The sequence below is a fragment of the Nonomuraea sp. NPDC050786 genome (genome assembly GCF_040654115.1).
Classification (GTDB): Bacteria; Actinomycetota; Actinomycetes; order Streptosporangiales; family Streptosporangiaceae; genus Nonomuraea.
In genome coordinates this window covers 146589-163859 of record NZ_JBFAHJ010000009.1, presented here as the reverse complement: position 1 = coordinate 163859, position 17271 = coordinate 146589, and the positions used below count along the sequence as shown (strand labels likewise).

Below are 17271 nucleotides of genomic sequence, written 5' to 3'. Positions count from 1 at the left end.
AGCCGACATGACGTTGCGTGCTCTCCTTCTCGGCCGCCGCGACGGGGCCTGACCGGACCGGCACCCCGTCGCGGTGATCAGGGTGCCCGCCGGTCCTTCCCACCGACGACGGAGAAGGAAGTCAGCCGTGTACGAATGGAACCGGCAGCGCCCCAGCGCCATGCCGTACCGCCGCTACAAGCCCGCCCACGAGCGCGTCGAGGTGCCGCTCACCGACCGCGCCTGGCCGTCCGCCCGCATCACGCGGGCCCCGCTCTGGGTCCCCGTCGACCTGCGCGACGGCAACCAGGCGCTGGCCGAGCCGATGGACCCCGAACGCAAGAGCCGGATGTTCGCGCTGCTGGTCGGCATGGGATTCAAGGAGATCGAGGTCGGCTATCCGTCCTCCAGCCAGCTCGACTTCGACTTCGTCCGCGAGCTGGCCGCGCCCGGGAGGGTGCCGGAGGACGTGACCGTGGTCGTCTTCACAGCCGCCAGGCAGGACCTGATCGAGCGCACGTTCGCCTCGATCGAGGGCCTGCCCCGGGCAGTCGTGCACCTGTACACCGCCACCGCCCCCACCTGGCGCGACGTGGTCCTCGGCCACGACCGGCGCGAGCTGCGCGCCCTCATCATGGACGCCGCCGGGCACGTCGCCAGGCTCGCGGAGGGCCGCGACGTGCGCTTCCAGTTCTCGCCGGAGGTGTTCAACCTCACCGAGCCGGACTACGTACTGGAGGTCTGCAACGACCTGACGGCCCTGTGGGACGCCTCACCGGACCGCCCGGTGATCCACAACCTGCCCGCGACGGTCGAGGTGGCCACGCCCAACGTGTACGCCGACCAGATCGAGTACATGCACCGCCACCTGGACCGCAGGGATTCGGTGATCCTCTCCGTGCACCCGCACAACGACCGCGGCACCGGCGTGGCCTGCGCCGAGCTGGCCCTGCTGGCGGGCGCGCAGCGGGTGGAGGGCTGCCTGTTCGGCAACGGCGAGCGCACCGGCAACGTGGACCTGGTGACCCTCGCACTCAACCTCCACTCCCAGGGCGTCGATCCCATGCTGGACCTCTCCGACATCGACGAGGTGCGCCGGGTCGTCGAGCACTGCAACCGGCTGCCGGTGCCCGACCGCCACCCGTACGCGGGCGACCTCGTCTACACCGCCTTCTCCGGCACCCACCAGGACGCCATCGGCAAGGGGCTGGCCCACCACGCCAAGCGGGCCGCGGAGCTGGGCGTCCCGCCGGAGCGGGCGCCGTGGGACGTGCCGTACCTGCCCATCGACCCCGCCGACGTGGGCCGCGACTACCAGGCGGTCATCCGCGTCAACAGCCAGTCGGGCAAGGGCGGCATCGCCTACCTGCTCCGCACCCGCCACGGCCTGGAGCTGCCCCGCCGGCTGCAGATCGACTTCTCCTCGGTCGTCCAGCGGGCCACCGACGGCAGCGGCGAGGAGATCACGGCCGAGCAGCTCTGGGAGCTCTTCCACGCCACCTACCTGGCCCCGGGGGAGACGAGCGCGCTGGCCGAATGGAGCACGAGGGAGACGGGGCCGGGGGCGCACGAGTTCGCCGGCACGCTGCGGTCGGGGCGCCGGCTGCACGGCACCGGCAACGGGCCGCTGTCGGCGCTGACCGCCGCGCTCGCCGCCGACGGGATCGACGTCGACATCCTCCACTACGCCGAGCACGCCCTGGACCCCGGCCGGGGCAGCCGCGCCATCGCGTACGTGGAGGCCCGCGTGGACGGCGCCACCCGCTGGGGCGCGGCCCAGGACACCTCCGTGCTGACCGCCTCGGTCCACGCGGTGCTCGCCGCGGTCAACCGCGTCCTGGCGGATGTGCCAGTCTGATCACCGGACCTGAGGAGGGCGACGTGCTACGCGTGCTGGAGACGCTGCGGGAGGCGCCGAGCGCGGGGGCGTCGTGCCGGGCCGCCCGGCCCGCTTCGTCATGGCCGGCCCCCACGGCCGCGAGCTCGATCTGCACCCGCTGCGGTTCGCCCCGGACGGCTCGGCGCTGCAGCGCCTCGACGACCAGGGCGGCGCCCTGTCCTACCCGGCCGCCGCCTTCGTCACCGGGATGATCGACGGGGTGCGGGTGCCCTGCCTGTCGGCGGCCCAGCAGGTGCACTTCCACCAGGGGTACGAGCCGAGGGCGCGCGACCTGCACGACATGGCGCAGCTACGGGAGGCGTACGGGATCGCGACTCACTTCTGAGTGGCGATCCTCGCGTCCAGGTGGGCCGCGCACTCGTCCCGGAAGGCGAGGACACGGGAGCGCAGCAGCTCGGGGTCCTCCAGCACGGCGCGGGAGACCGAGGGCACGACGGCGTGCCGTACGGGCCCGAACAGGCGGGCGATGTCGGCGGGGGTGGCTCCCTGGGCGCCCAGCCCCGGCGCGAGGATGGGCCCGTTGAGGTCGAGCAGCGAGTCCTCCAGCTCGGGGAGCGTGGCCCCCATGACCACCCCCACCGGCCCGAACGGGGTGTGCCCGGCGTTCGCCGCGGCGGCGCCGGTGAGCACCTGGCCGGCCACGAGCCGCTGCAGCGGGGCCGCCTCCGGGTTGGAGGTGCGGGCCAGCACGAACACCCCCGCGTCATTGGCCACGGCCGAGTTGATCGCCCCCTCCAGCGACCCGAACCCGAGGTAGGGGCTCAGCGTCACGGCATCGACGGCCAGCGGGCTGCCCCGGTCGAGGTAGGCCTCGGCGTAGGCGGCCATCGTGCTGTCGATGTCGCCCCGCTTGACGTCGAGCACCACCAGCGTGCCGGCCTCGCGCAGGTCGGCGATGGTGCGTTCCAGCACGGCGATGCCGCGGCTGCCCCAGCGCTCGAAGAAGGCCGACTGCGGCTTGACCACGGCCGCCACGTCGCTCACGGTGTCGACCACCGTGCGGCTGAAGCGTTCGAGACCGGCGGGCGAGTCGTCGAGCCCCCACGCGTGGAGCAGCGCCGGGCTCGGGTCTATGCCCACACAGAGCGGTCCGTACTCGTCGAGCCTGGCTCTCAGGCGTGTCCCGAACGACTCGTTCATCTCGAAGGGCCCCCTTACGACGTACGCAGCCTAGCCCCGGCGGCCACGGCCAGGAATGTTTACTGCCGCGATGATATGAACAGCTGTCTTCCAGGAGTGGCCTTGGGGGTAGATCAGGCTACATGTACGAGATCGCCCAACGGGTGCTGGTGCTGCGTACCGATCCGCCGCGCGATGTCACCGTCACGGTCGGCGTGCCCTATGAGGAGCCGACGGGGGATTGGTCGTGCCCGTACCGGATCGACGGGCTTGACGGGTGGGAGCACGAGCGGAAGGTCACCGGGCTCGACTCGCTGGAGGCGATCGAGCTGGCCCTGGTCATGGTGCGGGCCGCGCTGGCCGGGTCGCACGAGGCGAGGGAGGGGCTGCTCCACTGGGAGGAGGTGCCGGGGCAGCGCCCGCAGACGGTGTACGTGAGCATGGACAAGAACCGCGACATCGCTTATATCGCGATGAAGCACGAAATAGTGCCAGGTGAGGTGGCAAGTCAGGTCGCGGCAGAAGGCGTCGTCCTCGACTTCGGGGGCGCCGGGCAGCTCCTGGGCCTGGAGCTGACGAACGCGGCGATGCGGCTCCCGCCCGAGATGCGGATCTGATCCCCCGGGTCTGAGTGCTCTGTGTCTGATGCGTCGGCGGGATGACGTGCCGGGATAATCGGCGCCGTGAGCACCATGACTCTCCCGCGCATCGTGGCCACCGACCTCGACGGCACCCTCCTCAACTCCTCCGGCGTCATCACCCCCCGTACCAGGAAGGCTCTCCAGCTGGCCCGCGCGGCCGGAGCCGAGATCGTCTTCGTCACCGCCAGGGCGCCGCGCGGCATCCGCGAGATCGCCGTCCAGGCGGGCGTCTCCGGCACCGCGATCTGCAGCAACGGCGCGATCGTGTACGACCTGGCCACCGACGAGATCACCGCCGGCCACCTCCTGGACCGGGCGGCGGCGAGGCGCGTCGCGGAGGCCCTGTCCGAGGCCCTGCCCGGCGTCGGCCTGGCCGTCGAGACGGGCAGGAACCTGCTCACCGAGGCCGCCTACACCCGGCGCGTCGAGCACGACCTGGCGAACTACCGCGAGGTGAGCTCGGTCTTCGACGGCGACGACCCGATCGTCAAGCTGCTGGCCCTGTCACCCGGCCACACGGCGGACGAGATGTTCACGGCCGTGATCGCGGCGATCGATGGTCAGGCCGAGGTCACGCACTCCGGCGTGGACGGGCTCCTCGAGATCAGCGCGCCGGGGGTGACGAAGGCGGGCACGCTCGACGTGCTCTGCCGGGAGCGGGGGATCGAGCCCGGCGAGGTGGTGGCGTTCGGGGACATGCCGAACGACCTGGCCGTGCTCGCGTACGCGGGCGCCGGGTACGCCATGGCCAACGCGCACCACCTGGTGCTGGCGGCGACCGAGCGCCGGACGCTCTCCAACGACGAGGACGGGGTGGCCGCCGTGCTGGAGTCCCTCTACGGCTGACGCCCGCCTCAGGTCTCCCAGCGGTCCTGGGCGGCCATGACCTCGTCGGCGTGGTCGTACGCCCAGGCTCCGAACGCCTCGATCGGGCCGAGGAGGGTGCGGCCGAGATCCGTCAGCTCGTACTCGACGCGGGGAGGGGCCTCCGCGTAGGCGCGGCGCGCGACGAGGCCGTTGAACTCCAGGCGGCGCAGCGTCTCGGTGAGGACCTTGGTGCTGATGCCGCCGATCTCCTCGCGCAGCCGTCCGGGGCGGCGCGGGCCGTGGCGCAGCGCCCAGAGGACGACCGCGTTCCAGGTGTTGGCCAGCAGGTCGAAGGCCAGCCTCGCCTGGCAGTCGGCGACGAACAAGGGAGCCTCCATTAGGCACCGAATGGTGTGTGACGTCCTTTCTACAGTCCTTCTACCAGTTCACACATGGGAGGACGGACATGCGGATCGGGATCCTGGGAGCGGGCGGCATGGCGGACGCCCTGGGCACGCAGTGGGCCAGGGCGGGACACGAAGTGATGATCAGCGGGCGGGACGCGGCGGCGAGCGCGGCCCGTGCCGCGAGCATGACTGCGCAGGCCGAGGGGGCGGCCGTGCGCGCCGGGAGCTGGGCGGAGGCGGCGGAGTTCGGGGAGGTGGTGATGGTGGCCGTCAGGCAGGCGGGGCTCGCCGGCGTGCTCCGGGCCGCAGGGGCCGCGCTGCGCGGCAAGCCCGTCATCGACGTCGCCAACGCCGAGGGCCCCTTCGACCCCACCCGGCCGATCGCCACGATGATCCACGATCTCACGGGTGGTCATGTGGTCAAGGCGTTCAACCTGTGCCACGTGGACGTCTGGCGGATGACGCCTCCGGTGTTCGACGGCAGGCCGCTCGCCGTGCCGCTGTGCGGGGACGACCCGGCGGCCCTGGCGGCCGTACGCACGCTGGTCACCGACCTCGGCTGCACGCCCGTGGACGGCGGCGGGCTCGGGCGGGCCATGCTGCTGGAGGCGACGGCGGCGTTCATGATCGGGCTCTGGTTCGGCGGCGCCGACGCCCAGGCCGTCCTGCCGCCGATGTCCCACTCGGGCGTCTCTTAGCGGGGGCGTACGACTGTCTTGGCGGGCGCGTACGACTGGCGGCGTATCGGGGATGACGACGAGCGGCGGATGCGCCGGCGGCGGCACCGGCAAGATCCTGGAGACCTTCACCCGAGGTCAAAGGAGAGATCCAGTGGTAACCCAGGTCGCCAAGGGGAGCGGGTACGTGACCGCGTTCAGGGCCGCCGTCGTGCTCAACACGCTCTCCGTGCTGGCCCAGGCCGTGACGGCCGGGCAGCTGATGAGCGGGGGAGGGGCCAGCGCCCACGGCACGGGGGCGCTGGCCGTGCACGTGCTGGGGCTGGCGCAGCTGGTCGCGGCCGTCCTGCTGTGGCGCCCGGGGCGGGTCGCGGGCTGGCCCGCGCTGGTCAGCCTCGCGGTGCTGCTGCTCGGCTTCCTCCAGTCCGCCATGGGCGGCTCGGGCGTGCTGGCGGTGCACGTGCCCCTCGCCATGACCCTCTTCGGCCTCAGCGTCTGGCTCCTCGTCTGGGCCTGGCGCCCCACTTCCGCCCAGTCCGGTGCTTGAACGCTGCGTATTCGGTGTGTCGCATGCCGTGACGGTTTATCATGGCGGCATGACCGCTCCCCACAATTGCGCACACCTCGCCGACCGCGTCCAGCGGCTCGAGGCGTGGGCCGTCACCGTCGACGGCGACATCGCGAATACCAAGGCGAAGCTCCCCGCGATGATCCGCGAGGAGATCCTCAACTACACCGAGCCGGTGTTCGGCGAGATCATGGCCGGCAATGCCACACTCGCGACGAAAGAGCACCTGAACGCCCTCGAACGACGGCTGACTGACCGGATGGATACGCGCTTCCAGGCGGTCGATGCCAAGTTCGATCAGGTCGATGCCAGGTTCGATCAGATGGAGAAGCGCTTCGAGAAGCGGTTCGAGTCGGTCGACGCAAGGCTGGATCAGATGGACAAGCGGTTCGAGTCGGTCGATGCAAGGCTGGATCAGATGGACAAGCGGTTCGGGTCGGTCGACGTCAAGCTGGACAAGATCCTGGCCGCCCTCGGCATGGCGGGCGGCTGATACCGACGCCCCTTCTCGCCACGCTCGGCCCGGCAGGTGCGGTCAGCCGGGATGGCGGGCCAGGTGGTCGGCGTGGCGGATCGGGTCCGGGAGGCGGTAGCGGGGGGCGAGGCGCAGGGCCTGGTCGGTGGCCGTGTCCAGGGAGATGCGGTGGCCCTGGGAGACGTACACCGGCTTGACGCCCCGCTGGGTGCGCAGTGCCCGCCCCACCACGGCGCCCTCATGGACGATCGGCGACCAGTCGCCCCGCTCCGCCCCGGGCATGTCGTACGTGCCGACGAAGGGTGTCTTGCCCACGCCGAGCGCGGGCAGCCCGGCCAGCACGCCAAGGTGGCAGGCCAGGCCGAAGCCGCGCGGATGCGCCAGCCCGTACCCGTCGCAGACGAGCAGGTCAGGCGTTACGGTGAGCCGTTCGAGCGCCTCCACCAGAGTGGGCAGCTCGCGGAAGGCGAACAGGCCCGGCACGTACGGGAACGCCACCTTGCCCTCGACCGCCACCTCCTCGACCGTCGCCAGCGTCCCGGCGTCGAGCACGACCACGGCGGCCGTCAGCGAGTCGCCCCGGTAATGCACGTCGAGGCCCGCCACCAGGGAGAAGGCGGTGGGTCCCGTGAGCTCGACGTGCCCGCGGAGCCGGTCCTGGATGGACTCCGCCTCGGCAACGGTGGTGGGCCACGGGTGAAGCTGCTCCATCTGCATTCGCCCTAAGGTATGCCCCAGCGGCTAGATGCTTGATTCCAAGGGGTAGGGGATCAGGCGTCCTGTTCTGTGCTCTACTCGGCCGCGCAGGGGGTCACCAGCACCTGAAAGAGCGCTTCGATGTGCTGGGCGAGGTCCTCCGGCGGTCCCTCGCTCAGCGCCGGCGTGCCCAGAACGCTGCGCAACAGCCACACTCCAGCCTGGAGAGAGAGCATCAGTTCCGCCCGGATTCCGGCTCCGGCACCGGACAGCTCTTCGTTCAGGTGCCGCCCGGCGTGGCGGGTGATCGCCTCGCGCATGATCTGCGCGGCCCTGGGATTGGCCGCTGACCTGAGCATGAGCAGGAACGGGCCCAGCTCCTCCGCCTCTGGGGCAGTCCGCGCCACCAGCGTCCGCGCGGTTTCGCCGGCCAGTGCCGCACCCGTGCCCGCGATCACCGTGCGCGGCGCGAAGGCCGCATCCACGGCCTCCGCGAACAGCTGTTCCTTCGACCCGAAATAGCGGTTGATGAGCATCGCGGTCACGCCCGCGCTCTGCGCGATGTCGCGTACTCCCACTCCGTCGTAGCCGTACCGGGTGAAAGCGGCGACCGCCGCGCTCAGGATGGCCTGCCGGGTCGCGGAGGCGTCGCGTCGGCGCTTGGGAGGGCCGGGGGTGTCCTGCGGGGCGGCGTCACTCATGTCTACGAGTGTATACTCAGATAAGTCTACAGTTGTAGACATCGGGACGCCTGGGCGTCCCGGGCGGCTCGACCATCACGCGAGGACACCATGAATCTCCAATTGACAGACAAGCGCGCGCTGATCACCGGTGCCAGCTCAGGGCTCGGCGCGGCCATCGCCAAGGCGCTGGCCGCCGAGGGTGCCGACGTGGTCGTCCACGGCCGCGACCGTGCCCGCGCCGAAGCGGTCGCCGAGTCCATTCGGGCCACCGGCGGCAGCGCGCACATCGCTGTCGGCGACCTGGCCGACGACGCCGGTGCCGACGCCGTGGCCGAGGCCGCGCTGGCAGGCGGGCCGATCGACATCCTGGTCAACAATGCCGGTTCCTACCCTCACCGCTCCTGGAAGGAGGCGACCGCTGCGGATTGGAGCCGGGCCTACGAGGTCAACGTCGTCTCCGGCGTCCGCATGATCCTGCGGATCGTCCCGCGCATGCACGAACGCGGCTGGGGCCGGGTCATCCAGATCGGGGGCGGGCTCGCCCTCCAGCCGGGTGCCGACCTCCCCCACTACACGGCCACCCTGGCCGCCCGCCACAACCTCACGGTCTCCCTGTCCCGCGAGCTGAAGGGCACCGGCATCACCGCCAACACCGTCGCGCCGGGCGCCATCCTGGTCGACACCGTCCAGCAGTTCCTCACCGGCCTTGCTCCTGCGCGTGGCTGGGGTGAGACGTGGGCGGAGATCGAGCGCAATGCCATCGAGGAACTGGTGCCCAACGACGTCGGCCGGATGGGCCGTCCAGAGGAGATCGCCGCCGCGGTCCTCTATCTCAGCGGCCCGCTCGCCGATTACGTCACGGGCACCACGCTGCGGGTGGACGGTGGCACCGTCCGCGGTGTCCACTGACGCCATGATAACCGTGGGTAATGGCCTGATCCCTAAGCGGTGACCCTGTATATCCATTCGGCTGGATCATTAACCAAGTTTCGGGCATGCTTGTCTAGATCTTCAGTCAAAGGAAGGGACATCACGTGCGAGTTCCTCGCAAGGCCATCCTCTTCACGACGGCACTGTGCCTGAGCGGCGTCTTGGCGACTCCGGCGAACGCCGCCGCGCAGAGCCCAGAGGGCATCTGCGGGGCCGGTTTCGGCCGCGTCTCCGACGGTACGAAGGCCGTCACGACACCCAGCGGCCGCCGGTACGGCACGGTCTACCTGCTCTACAACAGCAAGACCCAGCAGAACTGCGTGGTCACGATCAAGTCCAGCTTCGCCGGCACGAAGACTCCGGTGAGCGCCGAGCTCACCGTCATGCCCAAGGCGATCAAGGACACGAAGCAGGACCCGATCGTGCGCCGGGAAAGCGGCAATTTCAAGTTCTACGCCGGACCGGTGAAGTACTGGGCCAAGCAGGCCTGCGTGAAGTTCTGGGGCACGATCAAGCCGCTCGGGCACGATCCGGCCGTGGCACGGGGCGGACGTCAGAGCTGGGGCAACTGCGGCGGCTAGGCGGGCGTTCGATCCCGTCTGATTCCGGATCATGGCTTCGGAGCGGTCGAGCCGGGCGCGCACATCCTGCCGTGTCGGACCGCTCTGGATGACGGGCCCCGTGAGGTCACGTCTGTAGGGTCGGAATCATGAGCGAAGTGCTGGTGGTCGTCGGTCCTGGCCTGGTGGCCGACGCCGGGCTGCTCCAAGAGATCGCCACGCGCGAGTTCGCCACTCTCGGTGTCTCCGGCACGCTCGTCCACGCCCGCGACGCCTCCCACGTCCTGGCCCTGCTGACCGGCGCGGCCTCCGCGGTCGTGCTGCCCGGGCCCTCGGACGAGGTGCGCGGGCTGATCGGGCGGCCGCTCGGAGCGGTGGTCTGGGTGGACGTCGAGCGCGCCGACGGGGTGAGGGCCGGGGCCGGTGCCGCGCATCTCCACGGACGCGGCATCAACGGGCTGGCCTGGGGGATCCGGCACGCCGTGCACCGCGAACGGCACCCGTCCCGGCGGATCGCGTACGGGGAACTGCCGGATCAGTGGGGCGAGCTGTACCTGCCGGGCGGGCCTGAGGGCGGACGGGCGGTGCCGGTCGTGGTGCTCGTTCACGGCGGGTACTGGCGGTCCATCTGGGCGGCCGACCTCATGGAGCCGCTCTGCGCCGACCTGGCGGGTCGCGGGTTCGCGGTGTGGAACCTCGAATACCGTCGGCCCGACCTGCACGGCTGGCAGGCGACCACGGCGGATGTGGCGGCCGGGCTGGCCGCCCTCACGACGACCGCCGCGTCCCCCGGCGGTGTCCCGCCGGGGGACGGGCCGGGCGACCGGGCGATTCCGCCGGGCTTCGCCGAGGTGGCGGGCTTCCTGGACCTCGGCAAGGTCGCCGTCGTCGGGCACTCGGCGGGAGCCCAGCTCGCCCTGCGCGCCGCGGCGGATCGCGCCCGGGCGGCGGGGCAGCATGTCCCGGACGCTGGGGCGGATGCCGCGCGGGCGGCGGGGCAGGGTGTCCCGGGTGCCGGGGCGGGTCCTGAGCGTGGGGCGGGGCGGGGCGCCGTTCGGGCTGGGGCCGTGGGTGGAGAGGCGCGGATCGTGCTGGCGGTCTCGCTGGCCGGCGTCCTCGACCTCGTCCAGGGCGACAGGCGGTGGCTCAGCTCCGGCGCCGTGGCCTCAGCCCTGGGCGCACCCGCGCCGGCTCGACTCGACCGCCCCGCACCCGGTCATCCCGCGCCCGGCCACCTCACGGACGACGAGGCCGCGCGGCTGTACGCGGAGTCGTCGCCCCTCCTCCGGCTCCCCCTCCACGTACGCCAGCTCATCGTCCAGGGCACCGCCGACGACCTGGACCTGGTCGACTTCAGCCGCCGCCACGCGCGTGCCGCCAAGGAGTCCGGCGACGACGTGATCCACGTCGAAATGCCCGGCGACCACTTCGACGTCATCAACCCCGGCACCCCGATCTGGCAGGCCACCGCGCGCGCCATCGGGAGCGCGCTGAGACAGTGACGTCCTGGACATCGGCCCGGTCCCACCGTACGAAGGAAGCATGGAGGTCACGATCGTCGGCGCGGGGCTGGTCGGCTGCCTGCTCGCCTGCTTCCTGGCCCGCCGCGGCCACCAGGTCGTCCTGTACGAGCGCCGCCCTGACCCCAGGGCGCACGGCCCCGACCGCGGCAGGTCGATCAACCTGGCCATCTCCGAGCGGGGCATCGACGCCCTGCGCCGCCTCGGCCTCGACGGGAAGGCCCTGGACGCGGCGCTGCCCATGGCGGGCCGGATGATGCACGCCCCCGATGGCGCCCTCGCCTTCCAGCCCTACAGCGCCGACGGCAGGCATGCGATCAACTCCATCGGCCGGGCCGAGCTCAACAGGGAGCTCCTCGACGCGGCAACCGCGCACCCCGGGGTCGAGGTGCGGTTCGGCCAGCGGCTGGTCGGGCTCGACGAGCGGAGCGGCGAGCTGGAGTTCGAGCCGGGCCCGGGGAGGACGGCGCGGGTGGTGATCGGCGCGGACGGGGCGTACAGCGCGGTGCGGGCCAGGCTGCAGCAGCTGCCCGGCGTCAGCTTCAGCCAGGACTACCTCGACTACGGCTACAAGGAGCTGTCGATCCCGCCGCGCGAGGGCCGGTTCGCCATGGAGCCGGGCGCGCTGCACATCTGGCCGCGCGGCCGCTCCATGATGATCGCCCTGCCGAACGCCGACCGCTCCTTCACCTGCACCCTGTTCTGGCCGCACAAGAGCCTGGCCGCCCTGGACAGCCCGCGCAAGATCGGGGCGTACTTCGCCGAGCACTATCCGGACGCGTTCGAGCTGATGCCCGACCTGGTCCCGGCGTACCTGGACAACCCGGTCGGGCACCTGGTCACCATGCGCTGCTCGCCCTGGCACGTGACCACCGAGGCGGCCACGATCGGGCTCGTCGGGGACGCCGCGCACGCCATCGTCCCCTTCTACGGCCAGGGCGCCAACTGCGGCTTCGAGGACTGCGTCGAGCTCGACCGCTGCCTGGACGAGGCGGGGGACGACTTCGCCGTGGCGCTGGAGCTGTTCGAGCGGCGCAAGGCGGACACCGACGTCATCGCCCGGCTGGCCCTGGAGAACTTCGTGGAGATGCGCGACAGGGTCGGCTCCCGTATGTTCCTGGCGGGCAAGCGGGTCGAGCACGCCCTCGAGCGCGTGATACCCGGCTACGTATCCCGGTACGAGCTCGTGTCGTTCTCGACCACCCCGTACGCGCAGGTGGAGCGGCGCGTCGCCCGCCAGCGCCGCTGGGCCGCGGCCGGGGCGGGGGCCGCGATCCTGGCGCTCGTCCTCGCGAGACGACCCCTGGCCAGGAGGACAAAAAGGTACAAGCCATAACATATCCGGATGATCGTCGGAGACATTCTCGGCCTGCTGGGAGTCGGTGTCGCGGCCGGGGTGGTGAGCACGGTCGTCAGCCTCGCCTCGATCGTCTCCTATCCGGCGCTCCTGGCCTTCGGCCTGCCCCCGCTGACCGCGAACGTCACCAACACCGTCGCCCTCGTCTTCACCGGCATCGGCGCCGCCGCCGGGTCGCGGCCCGAGCTGGCCGGTGAGGGCGGCCGCGTGCTCAGGCTCGGTCCCGTGGCCGCGATCGGCGGCGCGACGGGCGCGTTGCTGCTGCTGGTGACCCCGTCCAGGACGTTCGAGCTGATCGCGCCGTGGCTGATCGCCATGGCCTCGCTGCTGCTGGTCAGGCCGCCCTCGGTGCGGGCGGGCGGCGAGCACGGCGTGCTGGGGCGGGTGGCGCTGTTCGCCGTGACGATCTACACCGGGTATTTCGGCGCGGCGGGAGGGCTGATGGTCTTCGCCGTGCTGGCCTTCATGCTGGGCCACTCGGCGGCCAAGCTTAACGCGATGAAGAACGTGATGTCCGGGCTGGCGAACGCGGTGGCGGCGCTCGGGTTCGCGCTGTTCGGGCCGGTGGACTGGGGCGCGGCGGTGCCGCTGGCGGCCGGGTTCCTGGTCGGAGGGTGGATCGGGCCGACGATCGCCCGCAGGCTGCCGGGCGACAGCCTGCGGTACGTGGCGGCGGCCTGCGGGCTGGCGGTGGCGATCAAGCTGGGCTGGGACTCGTACTCGCGCTGACTTGCCGATGTACGTCGCGCGCCCCGGTGGCGAGCGCGGCGAAGCGGGCGGTCACCCGGCGCCAGATCGGCGTGGACACCGGCTCGTCCGCCACCGCCTTCGCGTACACCTGCTCGGGGTCGAACCCGTCCGGCGACCACTCCCGGATGCGCGCGGGCAGCACCTCGGGGTGGAACTGCACGCCCCAGGCCCGCTCGCCCACCCGGAACGCCTGGTACGGGCAGGCGTCCGTCTCCGCCAGCCAGGCGGCCCCGGCGGGCAGCCGGGTGATCGCGTCCTTGTGGTGCTCGATCGCGGGCACCTCACGGGGCAGCCCGTGGAAGAGCGGGTCAGCGGCGGCTTCGGGCCGGATCGTGAGCGGCAGGCTGCCGTTCTCCGGCGCTCCCGTGTCGCCGGTCACCTCGCCGCCCGCGACCTCCGCGAGCAGTTGGCCGCCCAGGCAGATGCCGAACATCGGCACGCCGTCCGCCAGCGCCTGGCCCACGAGCCGTCTGGCGTCGGCCAGCCACGGCGCCCTGTCGTCGTCACCGGGCAGGTAGCCGCCGCCGAGCATGACGACGGCGTGGTCGAGGCGGGCCGGCAGGGGAGCGCCCTCGTGGGCGAGCACGACGTCCAGGCCCAGCCCGGCCTCCTCCAGCCAGCCGCCCAGCCGGCTGGGGCCGCCGCTCCTGCTGTTCTGGATGATCAGAACGTCACTCATCGTAGGCCTCCGCCATCCAGTCCAAGATCTGTTCGTCCACGTCCTGCACGCGGGTGAGCTTGAAGACGTGCGCCGTCCGCCCGCCGCCGATCGGCAGCGCCCGGGCGATCAGCGGGTGCTCGACCTGCCGGGGCAGCTCCAGCCACAGGTTGAGGCTGCGCGCCTTCGGGCGTATCTCGGCGAACTTCCGCTCGCTCTTGAGGAACACCCCGACCCGCACCGCGTCCTCGTGCAGCGGCCCGAGCCGCCTGAGCGGCCCGACCAGCCGGTCGTAGATCTCGTGGTAGACCGGCGGGTGCGGCGCGAACGTCTCGTCCACCGTGCAGCCGGGCACGCACACGTGTGACTGCCGCGCGCGCCCGAACTCCCGATCGCACTCCGGGCACGTCCACCGGGTCACGAGAGCCCCGTTAACGCCGTCATGGCAGGCGCGCCGCGCGGGCCGTGTGGCGGAGCAGCAGCGCGGTCGTCACCGGGCCGACGCCGCCGGGCACCGGGGTGAGCGCCCCCGCCACCTGCGCCACCGCGTCGAAGTCGACGTCGCCGATCAGCCCGCCGTCGTCCGTCGGATTGGTGCCGACATCGATCACCACCGCGCCCGGCGCGACGTGCCCGGCGCCGATCAGCGCCGGCCGGCCCGCCGCCGCGACCAGCACCTCGGCGGTGGAGGTGACGGCGGCCAGGTCGCGGGTGCGCGAGTGGCAGACCGTGACGGTGGCGTGCCGGTCGAGCAGCAGGTGTGCCAGCGGCTTGCCCACCACGGTCGAACGCCCGACCACCACCGCCCGCCGCCCCTGCAGCTCGACCTCGTAATGGTCGAGCAGCGCCAGCACGGCCGCCGCCGTGGCGGGCGCGAACGCGGGCAGCCCGGCGGCGAGCCGGCCGAGCGAGAGCGGGTTGGCGCCGTCGACGTCCTTGCGCGGATCGATGGCCGCGGCCAGCCGCTGCGCGGAGGCGCCCGCAGGCAGCGGCGTCTGCAGCATGAGGCCGTGGACGCCGGCGTCGGCGCTGAGCTTGGCCAGCGTGTCGCCGATCCGCTCCGGCGTGGCCTCGGGGCCGAGGTCGACCACGTCGCACGCGATGCCCACGCCGGAGGCCGCCTTGGCGATCGACCGGACGTACCACAGGCTCGCCTCGTCGTCCGTGGCGACGACCACGGCCAGCCGCGGCTGCGGGCCCGCCGCCGCCTCGGCCTCCGTCTGGGCCCTGATGGCGGCGGCCAGCTCTTTCCCGGTCAGCGTCCTCACGACTTGATCTCCTCGCGTACTTCGGCGGTCACCCAGTCTGCCCTGGCGACGGCCGCGTCCACGCCGGAGACACGGTGGTTCAGCTGCTCGCGTATCCGCTCGTCCTTGATGCCTGACAGGTTGACCTCGACGTTCACCCTGGCCGTGGTGAGCGCGGCGCGGGCGGCCTCCGCGGCGGCGGCCACGTCGGTGACGACGTTGCGGTTGGCGATCGGCAGCAGCACCTCGCAGAGCTCGATCACCCGCTTGGCGGCCTCGACCACCCTGGCGGGCGGCTCGGCCGCGCCCGCCAGCGCCCTGGCGATGGCGGCGCTGCGCTCCTCGCCCTTGGGCAGCCGGTACGCGTCGGTGACCGCGGTGAACGCCGCCGCGTCCTCCTCGGCCAGCCGCAACGACCTGGCCCGCAACGTGTCGGTCTCGGCGATCACCGCGACGACGGTCTCGGCGTGGCCCGCGTACTTCTCCCCGGTCGTGTAGCGGGCGACCATGCCGAGCAGCGCGGCGGCCTGCGCCGCGTGCAGGGCCGCCGTCGCGCCGCCCCCCGGCGCGGGCGCTCTGTCGGCCAGCTCGGCCAGGAAGTCGACGATCCTTGTGTCGCGCATGTCGGCATTCTGCCAGGCCGCGCGCTCCTCATTCGCGGAACATCGGCCGCGTGGCGTCCTCCGGTCCGCTCTGCGGCAGGTACGGCGAGCGCGCCGACGGGCCGTACGGGTCCGAGTAGTCGACGTGCCTCGCCGACGACCGCCACCGCGACGGGAAGAGCGAGACCACCAGCAGCGCCACACCCAGGAACAGCAGCACCCCCGAGTACGCCACCGTCTGGAAACCCGCTTCCATGCCGGCCGGCAGCCACCGGTCGGGCAGCAGTCGCACGCCCTGCATCTCGACGGTGGGCAGGATGCCCATGGCGGTGAACGCCAGGCCGCCCAGCAGCGAGGCGACCGGCGACAGCCGCGAGCCGGCCAGGAACGCGAGCACGATGCCCGACGCGGCCACCACGGCCAGTCCGAGCCACGAGATCTGGAACGTCGCCCTCGACACGACCAGGATCTCACCGACGCCGAACCACAGCCCGGCGGCTACCAGAGGAGGGAGGAGCAGCCCAGCGACCACTCCCAGAGCGTGACGGGCACCGTTTGACATAACTCAACCCCGTTTGTTCGCCTTTGTCCAAACCTACCCCGCGACCGCGTCGGCGGGGTGCGATGCTGAGAACTCCCTGTGAGTGCCGCCCCTGGGCCTATGCCGGGGGCCGCCGCCCCGGGCATCGTGGGGCGCATGAGATCCGCGATCCTGAAGACCGCACTCAGCGCCCTCGCCGCCGTCCTCCTCGCCGGCGCGCCCGCGCAGGCCGTCGGGAAGCCCGACGCGTTGGCGCTGCCGGACGGGTTCCAGCCGGAGGGCATCGCGACCGGACCGGGACCGTACGCCTACTTCGGCTCCCGCGCGACCGGTGACATCTACCGGGCCGACCTGCGCACCGGCAAGGGCTCCGTCGTCAGCAAGGGCCCGGGCACGCCTTCGCTCGGGCTGAAGACCGACGGGCGCGGGCGGCTGTTCGTGGCCGGGGGCAGCGGGGGGAACGCCCGGGTGATCGACCTGCGTACCGGGGCGGTGCTCAAGTCGTACACGCTGGCCACCGGGCCGTCGTTCGTCAACGACGTCATCCTCACCGGGCACGCCGCGTACTTCACCGACTCCACCAACCCGGTGCTCTACAAGCTCCCGCTCGGGCGCGGCGGCTCGCTGCCCGCGGAGGCCGTCAAGATCCCGCTCACGGGCGCCATCCAGTACACGACCGGCATCAACGCCAACGGCATCGCCCCCAGCCCCGACCGCGAGTCGCTGCTGATCGTCCAGTCCACCACCGGCAAGCTGTTCGAGGTGGACCCGTCCTCGGGGGTCACCACGGAGGTGGACCTGGGCGGCGAATCACTGCTCAACGGCGACGGCCTGCTGCTGTCCGGGCGGACCCTGTACGCGGTGCAGAACCGCCTGAACACCGTCGCGGTCGTCAGCCTGGCGCGGGACGGCTCGTCCGGCCAGGTGGTGAAACGGCTGACCGATCCCCGGTTCGACATCCCGACGACGGTGGCCGCCTTCGGCGACCGCCTCTACCTGCCCAACGGCCGCTTCACGACGACCCCGGCCCCTGACACGCCCTACACGGTGGTCGCGATCACTCGCTGACCTCCGGGTCGCGCCTCGCGTGCCGTACCCGTGCCAGATGGGCACCGTGCGGCCGTGCCGGCCACCAGCCGCGCCGCCATGACGGG

The 17271-nt window shown here is 72.1% G+C and carries 22 protein-coding genes; 13 read left to right on the top strand and 9 right to left on the bottom strand.

The features are described from left to right. Nucleotides 1-160: 160 nt before the first annotated feature. Both leuA and AB0H84_RS19480 read left to right on the top strand, forming a co-directional pair. On the top strand, nucleotides 161-1837 hold the full coding sequence (leuA, locus tag AB0H84_RS19485) for a 2-isopropylmalate synthase (RefSeq protein WP_357605853.1): 1677 nt from the start codon (nucleotides 161-163) through the stop codon (nucleotides 1835-1837). Between the two features lie 73 nt (nucleotides 1838-1910). Beyond that, nucleotides 1911-2204, top strand: coding sequence for a hypothetical protein (locus AB0H84_RS19480; RefSeq protein ID WP_357605497.1), 294 nt, complete (start codon nucleotides 1911-1913; stop codon nucleotides 2202-2204). Here the strand turns inward: AB0H84_RS19480 and pyrF are convergent. Then, the gene (gene pyrF, locus AB0H84_RS19475; protein WP_357605494.1) at nucleotides 2195-3019 is read right to left on the bottom strand and encodes an orotidine-5'-phosphate decarboxylase; all 825 of its coding nucleotides are present in this window, start codon (nucleotides 3017-3019) and stop codon (nucleotides 2195-2197) included. The genes AB0H84_RS19480 and pyrF overlap by 10 nt on opposite strands. A 122-nt stretch (nucleotides 3020-3141) precedes the next feature. Here pyrF and AB0H84_RS19470 point away from each other — a divergent pair, with 122 nt between their 5' ends. Both AB0H84_RS19470 and AB0H84_RS19465 read left to right on the top strand, forming a co-directional pair. Continuing rightward, nucleotides 3142-3615 carry a DUF2283 domain-containing protein gene (locus tag AB0H84_RS19470; RefSeq protein ID WP_357605491.1) on the top strand — a complete coding sequence of 158 codons (474 nt, stop codon included), beginning with the start codon at nucleotides 3142-3144 and terminating at the stop codon, nucleotides 3613-3615. Nucleotides 3616-3690: 75 nt separating this feature from the next. Next, on the top strand, nucleotides 3691-4485 hold the full coding sequence (locus AB0H84_RS19465) for an HAD family hydrolase (protein WP_357605850.1): 795 nt from the start codon (nucleotides 3691-3693) through the stop codon (nucleotides 4483-4485). A gap of 8 nt (nucleotides 4486-4493) precedes the next feature. On the opposite strand, the gene AB0H84_RS19460 is transcribed toward AB0H84_RS19465, so the two are convergent. After that, the gene (locus AB0H84_RS19460) at nucleotides 4494-4832 is read right to left on the bottom strand and encodes a helix-turn-helix domain-containing protein (protein WP_357605489.1); all 339 of its coding nucleotides are present in this window, start codon (nucleotides 4830-4832) and stop codon (nucleotides 4494-4496) included. Between the two features lie 80 nt (nucleotides 4833-4912). On the opposite strand from AB0H84_RS19460, the gene AB0H84_RS19455 reads away from it, so the two are divergent. From AB0H84_RS19455 to AB0H84_RS19445, 3 genes are all read left to right on the top strand, one after another. Then, the gene (locus AB0H84_RS19455) at nucleotides 4913-5551 is read left to right on the top strand and encodes an NAD(P)-binding domain-containing protein (RefSeq protein WP_357605486.1); all 639 of its coding nucleotides are present in this window, start codon (nucleotides 4913-4915) and stop codon (nucleotides 5549-5551) included. A 133-nt stretch (nucleotides 5552-5684) separates the two neighbouring features. Further along, nucleotides 5685-6077, top strand: coding sequence for a hypothetical protein (locus tag AB0H84_RS19450; RefSeq protein ID WP_357605483.1), 393 nt, complete (start codon nucleotides 5685-5687; stop codon nucleotides 6075-6077). A 49-nt stretch (nucleotides 6078-6126) separates the two neighbouring features. Next, nucleotides 6127-6591, top strand: a complete 465-nt coding sequence (locus AB0H84_RS19445) for a hypothetical protein (RefSeq protein WP_357605480.1) — start codon at nucleotides 6127-6129, stop codon at nucleotides 6589-6591. Between the two features lie 42 nt (nucleotides 6592-6633). Here the strand turns inward: AB0H84_RS19445 and AB0H84_RS19440 are convergent, their stop codons facing one another. Together AB0H84_RS19440 and AB0H84_RS19435 are read right to left on the bottom strand one after the other, a co-directional pair. Continuing rightward, the gene (locus tag AB0H84_RS19440) at nucleotides 6634-7290 is read right to left on the bottom strand and encodes an endonuclease V (RefSeq protein ID WP_357605477.1); all 657 of its coding nucleotides are present in this window, start codon (nucleotides 7288-7290) and stop codon (nucleotides 6634-6636) included. Between the two features lie 74 nt (nucleotides 7291-7364). After that, nucleotides 7365-7970 carry a TetR family transcriptional regulator gene (locus AB0H84_RS19435; RefSeq protein ID WP_357605474.1) on the bottom strand — a complete coding sequence of 202 codons (606 nt, stop codon included), beginning with the start codon at nucleotides 7968-7970 and terminating at the stop codon, nucleotides 7365-7367. A gap of 102 nt (nucleotides 7971-8072) precedes the next feature. Here AB0H84_RS19435 and AB0H84_RS19430 point away from each other — a divergent pair, with 102 nt between their 5' ends. The 5 genes from AB0H84_RS19430 (at nucleotide 8073) to AB0H84_RS19410 (ending at nucleotide 13048) form a co-directional block, all read left to right on the top strand. Further along, on the top strand, nucleotides 8073-8861 hold the full coding sequence (locus tag AB0H84_RS19430; protein WP_357605471.1) for an SDR family NAD(P)-dependent oxidoreductase: 789 nt from the start codon (nucleotides 8073-8075) through the stop codon (nucleotides 8859-8861). A 125-nt stretch (nucleotides 8862-8986) separates the two neighbouring features. Further along, nucleotides 8987-9463, top strand: a complete 477-nt coding sequence (locus tag AB0H84_RS19425; RefSeq protein ID WP_357605468.1) for a hypothetical protein — start codon at nucleotides 8987-8989, stop codon at nucleotides 9461-9463. A 128-nt stretch (nucleotides 9464-9591) separates the two neighbouring features. Continuing rightward, complete coding sequence (locus tag AB0H84_RS19420) at nucleotides 9592-10944, top strand: alpha/beta hydrolase fold domain-containing protein (protein WP_357605465.1); 1353 nt, start codon at nucleotides 9592-9594, stop codon at nucleotides 10942-10944. A 40-nt stretch (nucleotides 10945-10984) separates the two neighbouring features. Further along, nucleotides 10985-12298, top strand: coding sequence for an NAD(P)/FAD-dependent oxidoreductase (locus tag AB0H84_RS19415; RefSeq protein WP_357605462.1), 1314 nt, complete (start codon nucleotides 10985-10987; stop codon nucleotides 12296-12298). A gap of 9 nt (nucleotides 12299-12307) precedes the next feature. Next, nucleotides 12308-13048 carry a sulfite exporter TauE/SafE family protein gene (locus AB0H84_RS19410; protein WP_357605460.1) on the top strand — a complete coding sequence of 247 codons (741 nt, stop codon included), beginning with the start codon at nucleotides 12308-12310 and terminating at the stop codon, nucleotides 13046-13048. Here AB0H84_RS19410 and AB0H84_RS19405 read toward each other — a convergent pair. The 5 genes from AB0H84_RS19405 to AB0H84_RS19385 are packed head-to-tail and all read right to left on the bottom strand — an operon-like array spanning nucleotide 13017 to nucleotide 16108. Beyond that, nucleotides 13017-13748, bottom strand: a complete 732-nt coding sequence (locus AB0H84_RS19405) for a type 1 glutamine amidotransferase (protein WP_357605457.1) — start codon at nucleotides 13746-13748, stop codon at nucleotides 13017-13019. The two genes, AB0H84_RS19410 and AB0H84_RS19405, sit on opposite strands and share 32 nt — an antisense overlap. Further along, a complete protein-coding gene (locus AB0H84_RS19400) occupies nucleotides 13741-14148 on the bottom strand; it encodes a DUF5655 domain-containing protein (RefSeq protein ID WP_357605454.1) in 408 nt (135 codons plus the stop codon). The genes AB0H84_RS19405 and AB0H84_RS19400 overlap by 8 nt, the downstream gene beginning before the upstream one ends. Before the next feature lie 19 nt (nucleotides 14149-14167). Continuing rightward, the gene (locus AB0H84_RS19395) at nucleotides 14168-14995 is read right to left on the bottom strand and encodes a bifunctional 5,10-methylenetetrahydrofolate dehydrogenase/5,10-methenyltetrahydrofolate cyclohydrolase (protein ID WP_357605451.1); all 828 of its coding nucleotides are present in this window, start codon (nucleotides 14993-14995) and stop codon (nucleotides 14168-14170) included. After that, complete coding sequence (locus AB0H84_RS19390; RefSeq protein ID WP_357605448.1) at nucleotides 14992-15597, bottom strand: cyclodeaminase/cyclohydrolase family protein; 606 nt, start codon at nucleotides 15595-15597, stop codon at nucleotides 14992-14994. The genes AB0H84_RS19395 and AB0H84_RS19390 overlap by 4 nt, the downstream gene beginning before the upstream one ends. Nucleotides 15598-15625: 28 nt before the next feature. Beyond that, nucleotides 15626-16108 carry a hypothetical protein gene (locus AB0H84_RS19385; RefSeq protein WP_357605445.1) on the bottom strand — a complete coding sequence of 161 codons (483 nt, stop codon included), beginning with the start codon at nucleotides 16106-16108 and terminating at the stop codon, nucleotides 15626-15628. Between the two features lie 165 nt (nucleotides 16109-16273). Between AB0H84_RS19385 and AB0H84_RS19380 the strand changes: the two genes are divergently transcribed. Continuing rightward, complete coding sequence (locus AB0H84_RS19380) at nucleotides 16274-17185, top strand: superoxide dismutase (RefSeq protein ID WP_357605442.1); 912 nt, start codon at nucleotides 16274-16276, stop codon at nucleotides 17183-17185. The last annotated feature ends 86 nt before the right edge of the window (nucleotides 17186-17271 follow it).

Excerpts from the sequence above, each read along its gene's own strand:
- leuA (WP_357605853.1), top strand. The coding sequence starts at position 161 with ATGCCGTACCGCCGCTACAAGCCCGCCCACGAGCGCGTCGAGGTGCCG.
- pyrF (WP_357605494.1), bottom strand. The coding sequence starts at position 3,019 with ATGAACGAGTCGTTCGGGACACGCCTGAGAGCCAGGCTCGACGAGTAC.
- AB0H84_RS19470 (WP_357605491.1), top strand. The coding sequence starts at position 3,142 with ATGTACGAGATCGCCCAACGGGTGCTGGTGCTGCGTACCGATCCGCCG.
- AB0H84_RS19465 (WP_357605850.1), top strand. The coding sequence starts at position 3,691 with ATGACTCTCCCGCGCATCGTGGCCACCGACCTCGACGGCACCCTCCTC.
- AB0H84_RS19455 (WP_357605486.1), top strand. The coding sequence starts at position 4,913 with ATGCGGATCGGGATCCTGGGAGCGGGCGGCATGGCGGACGCCCTGGGC.
- AB0H84_RS19445 (WP_357605480.1), top strand. The coding sequence starts at position 6,127 with ATGACCGCTCCCCACAATTGCGCACACCTCGCCGACCGCGTCCAGCGG.
- AB0H84_RS19440 (WP_357605477.1), bottom strand. The coding sequence starts at position 7,290 with ATGCAGATGGAGCAGCTTCACCCGTGGCCCACCACCGTTGCCGAGGCG.
- AB0H84_RS19435 (WP_357605474.1), bottom strand. The coding sequence starts at position 7,970 with ATGAGTGACGCCGCCCCGCAGGACACCCCCGGCCCTCCCAAGCGCCGA.
- AB0H84_RS19420 (WP_357605465.1), top strand. The coding sequence starts at position 9,592 with ATGAGCGAAGTGCTGGTGGTCGTCGGTCCTGGCCTGGTGGCCGACGCC.
- AB0H84_RS19415 (WP_357605462.1), top strand. The coding sequence starts at position 10,985 with ATGGAGGTCACGATCGTCGGCGCGGGGCTGGTCGGCTGCCTGCTCGCC.
- AB0H84_RS19410 (WP_357605460.1), top strand. The coding sequence starts at position 12,308 with ATGATCGTCGGAGACATTCTCGGCCTGCTGGGAGTCGGTGTCGCGGCC.
- AB0H84_RS19405 (WP_357605457.1), bottom strand. The coding sequence starts at position 13,748 with ATGAGTGACGTTCTGATCATCCAGAACAGCAGGAGCGGCGGCCCCAGC.
- AB0H84_RS19390 (WP_357605448.1), bottom strand. The coding sequence starts at position 15,597 with ATGCGCGACACAAGGATCGTCGACTTCCTGGCCGAGCTGGCCGACAGA.
- AB0H84_RS19380 (WP_357605442.1), top strand. The coding sequence starts at position 16,274 with ATGAGATCCGCGATCCTGAAGACCGCACTCAGCGCCCTCGCCGCCGTC.